The sequence below is a fragment of the Alkalibacterium iburiense genome, from assembly GCF_039521845.1.
GTDB classification, from domain to species: Bacteria; Bacillota; Bacilli; order Lactobacillales; family Carnobacteriaceae_A; genus Alkalibacterium; species Alkalibacterium iburiense.
The window spans coordinates 1-10,011 of the sequence record NZ_BAAACW010000116.1; the positions used below are offsets into that span (position 1 = coordinate 1).

The 10,011-nt window shown below is 30.1% G+C and carries 8 protein-coding genes; all 8 read left to right on the forward strand.

Annotated elements, in window-relative coordinates; all coding sequences use genetic code 11:
* Positions 1–133 precede the first annotated feature (133 nt).
* The 8 genes from ABDZ53_RS09525 (at position 134) to ABDZ53_RS09560 (ending at position 9,846) form a co-directional block, all read left to right on the forward strand.
* Complete coding sequence (locus ABDZ53_RS09525; RefSeq protein ID WP_343755927.1) at positions 134–1,525, forward strand: sugar transferase; 1,392 nt, start codon at positions 134–136, stop codon at positions 1,523–1,525.
* Positions 1,526–1,556: 31 nt separating this feature from the next.
* Complete coding sequence (locus ABDZ53_RS09530; RefSeq protein ID WP_343755929.1) at positions 1,557–2,309, forward strand: glycosyltransferase family 2 protein; 753 nt, start codon at positions 1,557–1,559, stop codon at positions 2,307–2,309.
* Between the two features lie 75 nt (positions 2,310–2,384).
* The gene (locus ABDZ53_RS09535) at positions 2,385–3,449 is read left to right on the forward strand and encodes a glycosyltransferase family 4 protein (protein ID WP_343755931.1); all 1,065 of its coding nucleotides are present in this window, start codon (positions 2,385–2,387) and stop codon (positions 3,447–3,449) included.
* A gap of 17 nt (positions 3,450–3,466) precedes the next feature.
* Positions 3,467–4,621, forward strand: a complete 1,155-nt coding sequence (locus tag ABDZ53_RS09540) for a glycosyltransferase (RefSeq protein ID WP_343755933.1) — start codon at positions 3,467–3,469, stop codon at positions 4,619–4,621.
* A 33-nt stretch (positions 4,622–4,654) separates the two neighbouring features.
* Positions 4,655–6,073 carry a hypothetical protein gene (locus tag ABDZ53_RS09545; RefSeq protein ID WP_343755935.1) on the forward strand — a complete coding sequence of 473 codons (1,419 nt, stop codon included), beginning with the start codon at positions 4,655–4,657 and terminating at the stop codon, positions 6,071–6,073.
* A 40-nt stretch (positions 6,074–6,113) separates the two neighbouring features.
* Positions 6,114–7,466 carry an MATE family efflux transporter gene (locus ABDZ53_RS09550; RefSeq protein WP_343755938.1) on the forward strand — a complete coding sequence of 451 codons (1,353 nt, stop codon included), beginning with the start codon at positions 6,114–6,116 and terminating at the stop codon, positions 7,464–7,466.
* Between the two features lie 14 nt (positions 7,467–7,480).
* Positions 7,481–8,491: a hypothetical protein gene (locus ABDZ53_RS09555; RefSeq protein WP_343755939.1), complete on the forward strand. Its 1,011-nt coding sequence runs from the start codon at positions 7,481–7,483 to the stop codon at positions 8,489–8,491.
* Positions 8,492–8,514: 23 nt separating this feature from the next.
* Entirely contained in the window at positions 8,515–9,846 is a 1,332-nt protein-coding gene (locus ABDZ53_RS09560) for an O-antigen ligase family protein (protein WP_343755941.1), read from the forward strand.
* Positions 9,847–10,011 lie beyond the last annotated feature (165 nt).

Genomic DNA, 10,011 nt, shown 5'->3' on the forward strand with positions numbered 1-10,011 from the left:
GGTACCTACTATTTTGAACGAGATTTAGGGGAGGGGCAAGTGTTTTTTTGTTTTTCCTTGATATAACAACCATTGTAAGCAATTTTTAAAAGAAAGTATTGACACTAACTAAAAAATGCTAGGAGGTCCCCTCATGAAAAAATCGAGCGGGTTTGATAATACAAAAAAGCTATTTATTATAATTACTGATGTGGTGATATTTCATTTATCTTTCGTACTATCCTTTTTAGTACGTTATGATTGGAACATCCCTCAGTTTAACTACATTGCGTATGAAAGTGCACGACCATTTATATTTATCGCATTTATATTCTTAAATATAATGTTTGGGAATTATGTAATGTATAATAAACAAAGAACAGATTTCGTATACTTGACCGTTATAGTACAGTTTTTCATGAGTATCTTAATAATGGCTATGACTTTCTTTGGAAGATGGTTTACCTTTCCGAGAACTATTATATTAATTAGCTTTGTCATAAGCAGTGTTTTATTAACTATATGGAGATTGATAGTTTTTCAATTATATCTTAAAGTTGATGGAACTAAAAATGTGCTGGTGATTGGTGATGAAATAAGCTGTAAAAGAGCCATATTTAATATAAATCAAGCTAAAAACAATCGACATAAGGTTACTGCTGTAGCTATAGATAACTATATTGAAAATGTTCAATCTTCGATTAATCAAGTTGATATTGTTTATATAGCCAAACATATAGATGAGAAGGTTCGAACAGAAATTTATGAGCTTGTAATCAGGAATAATAAGCAATTATTTCTATCTACTTCTTTTGAGAATTTAGTATTAATAAATCCCAATATAATGAATATTGAAGATGAAAGTATTATTGAAATAAATGAATTCAAAATTTCACCTGAAGAAGACTTGATCAAGCGTGTAATAGATTTCTTGATTTCTTTAGCGATGATCATTGTAACATCACCTATTATGATTATTACAGCTATCATAATTAAACTTACTTCAAAAGGTCCTATACTTTATAAACAAGTTAGAATAACTAAAAATCAAAGAGAATTTAATATTTTGAAATTCCGAACAATGAGTGCAACAGCAGAAAGAGATTCTGGTCCAGTCTTAGCATCAGCAAATGACACACGTGTGACGACGGTAGGTAAGTATTTAAGGTCATTAAGAATAGATGAACTGCCTCAACTCTTTAATGTACTAAAGGGTGACATGTCTTTAGTTGGACCAAGACCGGAACGTCCATTTTTCGTAGAACAATTCATCAATGAAAACAAATATTATGATCTTAGACATAATATTCGAGCAGGAATTACTGGTTTTGCTCAGGTATACGGTAAGTACGCAAGTGATTTTAACAGTAAACTTAATTTTGATTTATTATATATACAAAAGTATTCCTTACTTTTTGATATTAAGATTATGCTACAAACAATCAAAATTTTATTTGATAAAGTTTCTTCACAAGGGGTAGACGAAGAAGAACTATTGAATTTAAAAACAGAACCTTTTCCTGATGATATAAAGATACTAAAATAATTTAGAATTAATTAAAGAGAGAAGAATTAAAATGACTAAGAACTTAGTTTCAATCATAACTCCTGTCTATAATGCTGAAAAATATTTAGGTGAAACTATAAGCTCAGTATTAGCACAAACGTATAAAAATTTTGAATATATCTTAGTTGATGATTGCTCTATTGATGATAGTGCAAAAATTATAAAGAACTTTGCTCTGAAAGATAATCGCATTAAGTATGTGAAATTAGAAAAAAACAGTGGAGCTGCTGTAGCGAGAAATACGGGTTTAGAAAAGGCACAAGGAGATTTTATCGCTTTTATAGATAGTGATGATAAATGGTATAAATCAAAATTAGAAAAACAAGTAAATTTTATGACAGAGAACAGTCTTGGGTTTACTTATACTAAGTTTGATTTGATAAACGAAGATGGGTCCTTAAAAAAAGCTGATGTACAATTGCCTAAAAAACTAAATTATACCGGTCTCTTAAAAAACACTGCCATTGCATGCAGTACAGTGATGATTGATAAACGTATTATTGGTGAATTTAGAATGCCTCTTGTACGTAAAGGACAGGACACTGCGACGTGGCTAAAAATATTAAGAAGTCACGACTATGCTTATCTACTTGATGATGTTTTAAATCAATATAGAAGTGTACCAGCCTCATTATCTAGTAATAGAATACAAGCATTAAAAAGAACATGGAATACCTATAGAAACTTAGAAAATCTACCTTTGCATAAAGCTTTATACTATTTTGGTTTTTATGTGATGAATGCAGTATTAAGAAGAGTTTAGTTCGAAAGGAATGATTTTGTGAAGGTTCTTCATATTAATTCTAATTATTTAACATCTAAATTACATGAAAGTTTAATGGAAAAACTGGAATCAAAAGATATTACTAATACAGTTTTTATGCCAATGAAGTCCGAAAAAAATGAAGAAATTAAATTTGACTCCAAATATAACGTATACAATCCGGTTGCATTTAAGCATGTTGATCGATACTTTTTTATGTGGAAGCAAAGAAAAATATTACTTAAATTACTTGAGACTCTAAACCCTAAAGATTATCACATGACCCATGCACATACGCTGTTTACTGATGGGAATATTGCGTATCAATTAAAATTAAAATATGATATTCCATACGTAGTCACAGTTAGAGGGTATACGGATTTAGATGGATTTTTTAAACTACGATTAAATCTTAGGAGCAGAGGCAGAAAGGTATTGGAGAATGCTAAACACATCATATTTCTTTCGGAAACTCAAAGATTAGAACTACTAGAGAAATATATTCACGATGCACGCTTAAAAAAGTATATTATAAATAACTCTTCTATCATCCCAAACGGAATTGATGAATTTTGGTTTGCTAATGAAGGGAATCAAAAAAGTTTAAATACAGATAGCAAGATTAACTTAATATCTGTAGGAGAAGTACAAAAGCGTAAGAATCAATTGACTACTATTAAAGTAGCAGAGCATTTGAAAAATGAATATGACATGGATGTCACACTCACACTTGTTGGAAAGTTTCGTGACAAAGAGTACGCTAAAGAACTTCAAAAGGACTACGCAATAAAGATAAACTTACATGAATTCGTTCCGATGGAGAATCTTATAGATCTTTATAGGGATAATGATATATTTATATTACCTTCATATCAGGAGACTTTTGGATTAGTTTACCCTGAGGCTATGAGTCAAGGACTACCCATTATTTACACTAAAGACCAAGGCTTTTATAGACAGTTTAAAGAAGGTCATGTCGGATATGGGGTTAACCCTACAGATGTTAGTGGTATTACTGCTAAAGTAGTGAAAATAATGAAGGAATATGATGAACTATCCCATAATGCTTTGAAGGCATACAAAAAATTTGACTGGAATAATATTTCTAGAGAAATTAAATCCATTTACAAAAATATTTGATATAAGGAAGATGACTAGTGAGACATAAATATAAATGTCCTCGGGTACTGCATATAATGAGTGGATATGGCGGAGGGATTTCTGCTTTTATAGCTAATAAAGCTCAAGCTTTTGCAGATCAAGATGTACCATTTGACGTCATCACATTTGATGATACTAGCTCTGATTTCGAACGATTGATTGAAGAGACTGGTGGTAAAGTCTATAAAATAAGCAATCCTAAAGAAAAAGGATCAAAAATCTTTTACAAGGAAGTAAACAGCATAATGAATAAGTTACCAGAAGACACTTTGATTCATTCTCATGTTTATGGAATTAAAGCCATTCCTTTTTATCTTATAGCTAAAAAGAATAAACTACACCGGTTCGTTATCCATGCACATACCGCTGCTCCTCAATTAAAAAACAATTTCTTACAAGAGAAATTAAAAAAATGGGTCAATCGCACACTTTCAAAAGAGAAACTATCATGTGGTATAAAAGCTTCAATTAATATCTTTGGTGAAAAAGAAGCTTTAAAGAATGAGATTGTTCACATTCCTAACAGTATTAATTATGAAAAGTTCAGCTGCAAAAGGAACAGCAGGCAACTAAAAAAAGATATTCTAGGAATCGATGATAACCGTTTAGTTATAGGTAGCATTGCAAGGTTTAGAGAATTAAAAAATCACAAATTTATGGTAGATATAATAAAAGATTTGAAAGAGTCAAATGTAAATTTTATATGGTTTTTTGCTGGTGAAGGATTGTTAAAGAATGAAATTGAACAACTTATTAAAGATTTAGAACTTGAAAAGAATGTTATTTTTCTAGGTTATAGAGATGACATACCGAATCTTTTTGAAATGATGGATATTTTTGTATTACCATCCTTAAATGAAGGACTACCAACAGTAGTAATAGAAGCTCAAGCTACTTCTACTTCTTCATTATTATCAGATACTATAACTAAAGAATGCGATTTAGGTTTAGGGTTAGTAAAATACCTTTCCATACAGGATAAAACGCAATGGGTGGAGAGTATCAAAGATTTTAAACCTGTTAATGTAGAAAGTAGTACGATTGAAAAAAGACTGATTGATGGAAAATTTACAAATGATACATCAGCAAGCTTATATAAAAGATTTTTAGATAAGGAAGTTAAAAGTTATAACATTGAGAGTCCAAGGTAAGAGAAAAACGACGTAAGTTAGAGGGGAAACTAAATGGATAAGTTATATTTAATATCTAAAAGAAAATTTAAGAGCTTTAAGAATACTATAAAAACGAATGACATTTACCTACATTACAATGATTTACAAGTCACACATTTCTTTAACGAGAATTCAAAAATTATTATATTGGGCCATGCCGTACATTGTAAAAAAGTTGATTTGAATTTAATTGATATTTGTAAAGAAATGGCTGAAATGAGTACTCTCAACGAAGTAATTGGATACAGTGATTATTTAGTAGGAAGATATATAATAATTAGGAGTTATGGAAATTCTACGCAGATCCTACCAGACGCAACATGTACAATTCCAGTAAACTTCTATTTCGACGAACAAGATATGTATATTTCGTCGACTACTCATTTAATTGGAAAATTGACTAATATGTCATTGTCTGAGGAATCTCTAGAAATAAAAAGTAAGGCGGAAGAACAACACCCTCTTCCTTATAATATAACGATGTACAATAAAGTTAAGACGTTAATACCAAACCATTTATTAAATGTAGATGAAATGGAGATGTTTAGATATTATCCAAATGAAAAGCAGGTTGAAAAAAGTTTTGATTTTGTTCTAGATGAAACAATAAATGTAATGGACGATATAATTGAAAGATTTGTGAAAGAGTACAAATTTTCCTTACCTATCACATCGGGTTTAGATAGTAGATTATTGCTGGCTTTAATGAAAGACCATGTGTCTGATATACCGTTATATACCTTTTATGATAAAGGGGATGAAGAGAATTGGGACTTAGTAGTACCAAAACGAATGGCAGAAAAACTAAACTTAGAACACCATGCTATTGAACGAATTCCAATTGAAAAGACCGCTTTAAATAAACTTACAAAAATCTTAGATTATCAGCAAAATGAAAGAATTCTCGAAAATGGATTTTCATTATCGGAATCCCCTCTATCACATAGACAATTTTTAGCAGGTGATATTATTCCAATTGTGAAAAGTAATTTTGGGAAAAATTATTCAGAAAAACTGGCCACTTTATTTTATTTAAATACTAAAACACATAATTATTCTAAGAATAACAAAAAGCATATAAAAAAGTGGATAAAAGATGCTGAAAATGATTATGATGTGTCTAAATTTGATTTATTTTTCTGGGAATATAGATTTGGACGTTGGTTGCCTAATAATGCTAATAATTATGATGTGTTTTCAAATCCATTTTATATTTTTAATTGCCGTTATCTAATTAAATTATGGATAAGTATTTCTAGAGAGGAACGAACTAGTCGTTCTTTTCATAAAGAGATTATTGAAAAAAAATGGCCAGAACTACTTGAATTTCCTTTTAACCCTGGTAACAAACTGGGCAGTATTTTTAGTAAAAATCAGTATAGTTATTACTTAGCCAGCTTAGCAAAGTATAATATCAATCGATTTAGATAGTAGAATTAATTAACGTTTTAATCTAAGGGAGATTATAAGATTGTTTAAAAACATTTTAAGAGTGACTATAGCTAATATAGCTAATTTTGGAAGTAGTTTTATCGTAGGATTTATATTGCCTGCGGTATTATCTTTGGCTGCTTATGGTCACTATAAAGAATATACCCTCTATTTAAGCTTTGTTTATTTGTTTAATCTGGGATTTAATGATGGAATATACATTAAATATGGAGGGGTAGATCCGGATAAAGTTAACAGGGAAGAAGTTCATTCTGAGCATAATTTTATTAGGCTGTTTCAGTTTATAATCTTTTTACCAATGATTATATATGGATTGATTATGCAAGATTATATTATTGCATTTTTTGCCTGTTCAACTTTATTCATTACTATAAAAACCTATCATCAAAACTTTTCCCAAGCAGTCGGGAATTTCAAAGTGTTTGCGAATGGAAATATTTATAAAAGTATATTTTATGTAGGCTTTCTCTTGTTTGGAGTATTTGTATTAAGATCTGAAAACTATCTCGTCTACATATTCATGAGCGTCTTGAGTTACCTTCTTGTGTTTTTATATTATGAGTACGTATTTTATAAAGAATATGGATTTAGTTCAACTTGGAATTTCAAAAATAAATTTTCAATATTTAAAGTAGGCTTTTTCATCTTAATTGCTAATATGTCCCTCACTTTTGTCGGAAATGTTGGGAGCTGGGTGGTTAATTTTGGTTTTAGCATTGAAGAGTTCGCTCAGTATTCCTTTCAAAGTTCAATTTTAAATGTAATTTTACTCATAGTTAATGCTGTAGGAATGGTCTTTTATAATATAATTTCCAAAAAAGAAGATAGAAATATGTTACGTTTAACAAAGCGTATTTCCATTTTCTTAGGTGTGTTTGGAGGACTGGGTTTCTTTGTATTTAAAAGAATAATTGAGTTCTTTTTGACAGACTATATAGATTCTTTATCATTATTATCAGTGACATTTATAGCGATTCCTTATATTATGGTATCTAAAATACTGATTGCCAATCTATACAAATCTCGGCGAAGCGAAATGAAATATTTTAAAGACAGTCTCATATTTGCTGCATCCTCATTTGCTTTAGTTGGATTAGTCTATCTAATCACTCAAAATTTATTAGCTATAGCATTTGCCACTACTTTTTGTTATATATTTTGGTTTATTTATGCGACTAGAGTTGAATATAGTTACCTGAAAAGTTCCAATAAAGAATTACTTTTATTAGCTAGTCATTTAATTGTATTTTACATTACTGCAACATCATTTAACATAGTATTTGGATTTTTGATTTACTTTGTATATATTGTTTTGGTATCCTTAGCTTTTAATAAAGAGTTAAAAGATTTAATTAAATTTGCTAAAAAATAACAGAGGAGTAAATAATGGACATTAAGACATTTATCTTAGAGTTATGGGATTTAATAAAAAAAGAAAAATGGTTAATCACATTAATCACAATCATCATTTCAGCTTTGTCTGTAGCCGTATTGTTTATTATGCAATCTGATTTTCAGAGTACAGAAGAAGGTGAAGAAGAAATAATTACTACTCCTGCACAGTTTGATATATATTTAGAGGAAGAATTACAAGGTGCTTTCACCAATTCATATTTACTTGAAATCATGTTGACGCAAGAAGAAGTTATCCGAGAAATAGAAAATATGACACAAGTAGATATTGAAACTGTATTAGAAGAATTTGCTGAAGAAAACGAAACTATATATACTCCTGAGGACCCTATTAATATTGAAAGAAATACATCAAGCAATCTAATGGAAGTCACTGTTAATATAGGATCTGATGAAGAAAATTTAGCAGTAGCTGATGCTTATACAGAATGGCTAGAAGACAATGATTTAGAATTTCTTAGTAATAAAAATGTTTACATTCTCTCATACCCAGATATTATTGATGAGGAAGAATTATCTATGACTGTTGGTCAACTATCGGTACGAAATGTATTAATTCAAGCGATTGTGGGCATAGTCATCGGAATTGGTATTGGTATATTTGTAGCTGTTTTAAAAGTTTTGCTAAGCAATAAAATTCGTTACGGATTTACCTATGGATGGGCAAGCGACGAAATTTATATGAAAGAAGATAGCGGGGCTTCAATTGATAAAGTTGCATTTGATATTCTAAACAGCGACTTTGATTCTCTGGTGGTATTGTCGGAAAATGATTTAGATCAGACTTTAAAGGATAAAATAGTACAATACGATTCGAAAAATGTAAAAATTACAAAACAAATTTCAGAGTTACCTATTAGTGAGCAGTACAATGAATTTGTGTTTTTAGTTAAGAGAAATGAAACGACTAAAGATTGGTATCATTCCCAAAGAAAAGACTTGAAATTGTATCCTGATGTTAGGGTGAAAATCGTTGAGATATAGCGATATGTTGATTGAGGTGTCTTATGAAAAAATTAACTTACTTGCTAGTAGCATCCGTGTTTTTAGGTGCACATATTTTAGCCATTGATATAGGTGTTGCGAAGGTATCAATCTACCGGATTATGTTAATCACTATATTTGGGTTAGGGATACTTCTAATGTTCCAAAATCATTCTATACTTGAAAGTACGTTTCAAAGGCAAAAACTTCAGTACCGTTTAATTTATCTCTTTTGGTTATTTTCAGCGGTCATTTCGATATTATGGGTTAGCGATATTTCGAGGTGGGTCAATGGTATATTCTTCGTAGGTTGTGGAGTGTTTTCAATCTTTATTATAAGTTCATTTGCTAAAACAGAGAGTGATATCAAACGATTATTTTTGATAGTCTTCTTAATGATAGTTCTACATCAACTTATTGGAATATATGAAATAATGACCAATCACTATATCTGGGCAAGATTAAGTAGCAATCGAGCGGCTCAATTTGCAACTAGTTGGACAAACAGGTTACCTTATTCGACTTTTGCTAATATTAATGACTATTCTACAGTTATCTTTGCCATTATACCTTTTTCTTGTATATTCTTTAAGCTTTCCAAAAGGAATTGGCTTAAACTCACAAGCATATTTTCAATTTTAGCAACCATACTCTTATTATATCGAACAGGTTCTAGAGGTAATCAATTAGCTTTCATTGTATTTATACTTACAATTGTTTGTTTAAAAGTATTAAATCGAAAGGTAATCACTTACTTAGTTTATGCTACTTTAACACTAAGTTCAGTAGGAATTATTGTCTTTTTTGCTTTTTCGTCTGTTCGTCAAGCCATATATGGCGAGCTGCAAGCTTTTATCAGCCACGGAGGATCGAATCTCTATAGAATAAATATGATAATAAATGGATTTATTTATGTTTTAAAACATTTTGGTCTCGGAGTAGGTGCTGGTAATGTCGAGCATTGGTTAACACATTATCCTGTGCTTGAAGTAGATGCACCGAATATACACAATTGGTTTATGGATATTTTGACAGGGTACGGGTTAATTACATTTACATTATATATCATCATGTATATTTATATTCTCAGACAATTATACGTATCTCATAAATATAGTAAGAATCCTTTTGTAAAAACTGCTTCTTTATATTTATTTGCCTATGTAGTGAGTTTCATATTCTCATCTCTATCCTCTGCATCAAATATAATAATAGAATGGCAATGGGTTTATTGGGGTGTCATTATAGCCTATGTGCAGTATACAGAGACAGCTAAGAGTAATATAATATCAGAGAAATGTATGAATCAGGATAGTACAAAAATTCCAAATAAAACAATTCACTCTTTGTATTAATACAATAGACCTTTTGTAAGGTGTCAACCCTGAAGTTAGAGTAAAATCTAATAATTATAGGGGTTGTTTTCATTATATGAGTTAAACATGTTCATTTAAGATACTATGGTTAGGGTGTCAAAACCTAACCGGTTTACTACTTTTCCTTGTTAACAGTGCGATTTT